This is a genomic window from Vibrio sp. YT-16, from assembly GCF_033337405.1.
Lineage (GTDB): Bacteria > Pseudomonadota > Gammaproteobacteria > Enterobacterales > Vibrionaceae > Vibrio > Vibrio alginolyticus.
In genome coordinates this window covers 1-1,326 of sequence record NZ_JAWOQQ010000084.1, presented here as the reverse complement: position 1 = coordinate 1,326, position 1,326 = coordinate 1, and the positions used below count along the sequence as shown (strand labels likewise).

Here is a 1,326-nt window from a genome sequence, read left to right as displayed (position 1 = left end):
TAGAAGTGATTGCTTGTGACCGTTATGCAGACGCACCTGCGATGCAAGTCGCTCATCGTAGCTACGTGCTTGATATGTTGGATGGTAAGGCTCTAGAAGAGATCATAAACAAAGAGCAGCCAGCTTACGTTGTTCCAGAAATAGAAGCTATCGCGACCGACAAACTTGTCGAGCTTGAAGAGAAAGGCCTGAATGTTGTGCCAACGGCGAAAGCGACCAAGCTCACAATGAACCGTGAAGGTATTCGTCGCTTAGCCGCAGAAGAACTAGACCTATCCACCTCCCCTTACCGATTTGCAGACAACTACGATGACTTTAAAGCCGCAGTAGAGCACGTAGGTATCCCATGTGTGGTCAAACCTGTCATGAGTTCATCTGGCAAGGGACAGAGTGTCATCAAAACGGAAGACGATATTGAAAAAGCATGGGACTACGCACAAGAAGGCGGCCGAACTGGCGCAGGTCGAGTCATCGTTGAAGGCTTTATCGATTTTGATTACGAAATTACTTTGTTGACCGTTAGAGCAGTGGACGGTGTTCACTTCTGTGCGCCAATTGGCCACCGTCAAGAAGATGGTGATTACCGTGAATCATGGCAGCCACAAGCAATGTCGGAAAATGCAATAAAAGCAGCAGAGTACACGGCAGAGAAAGTCGTAAACGCTTTAGGTGGGTACGGTATTTTCGGCGTAGAGCTCTTTGTTAAAGGTGACAAGGTTATTTTCAATGAAGTGTCTCCTCGTCCGCATGACACTGGCATGGTTACGATGATCTCTCAAGAGATGTCCGAGTTTGCTCTTCATGTTCGCGCATTTACTGGAATGCCGATTAACAAAATCGTTCAGTATGGTCCTTCTGCATCAGCGGTGATCCTAGGCCAAGGCACATCAACGGACATTCGTTTCGACAACCTTGCGAAGGCTTTAGCGCAACCTCAAACTCAAGTACGCTTATTTGGCAAACCAGAAATCGATGGTCGTCGTCGTTTGGGTGTCGTGTTAACTCGCCGTAAAACTATTGAAGAGTCGGTTCAAGACGCGGTCGAAAACGCAAAGAAAGTAAAAATCGTTTACTAATCTTTGAGCTCTCAACAATCAAAAAAAGCGCAGCTTTATATCGCTGCGCTTTTCTTTTATTTGCGAGTTCTATTCATAAACTCACTAGTACGGAAATCGTCTTACTGAGCTTCAATTAAGTACACTTCTTCAGAGAAGCGGCTTAAACCCTTCTTCGCGATCTTTGGATGATGTTCATCAGCTTGATCGACGTTTAAGCATGTTACCTTGTAGCCTGCAAACAACCGTTGAATTTCTTCCAATGGCACAC

The 1,326-nt window shown here is 45.8% G+C and carries 1 protein-coding gene and 1 pseudogene; one reads left to right on the top strand and one right to left on the bottom strand.

Features of this window, described 5'->3' with window-relative positions; all coding sequences use genetic code 11:
* Positions 1 to 1,076: formate-dependent phosphoribosylglycinamide formyltransferase (gene purT / locus R7F07_RS24910; RefSeq protein WP_318110622.1), on the top strand; the 1,076-nt coding region annotated here is incomplete at its 5' end.
* Between the two features lie 101 nt (positions 1,077 to 1,177).
* On the opposite strand, the pseudogene R7F07_RS24905 reads toward purT, so the two are convergent.
* Positions 1,178 to 1,326: pseudogene (locus tag R7F07_RS24905) on the bottom strand (thiopurine S-methyltransferase); the annotation flags it as partial.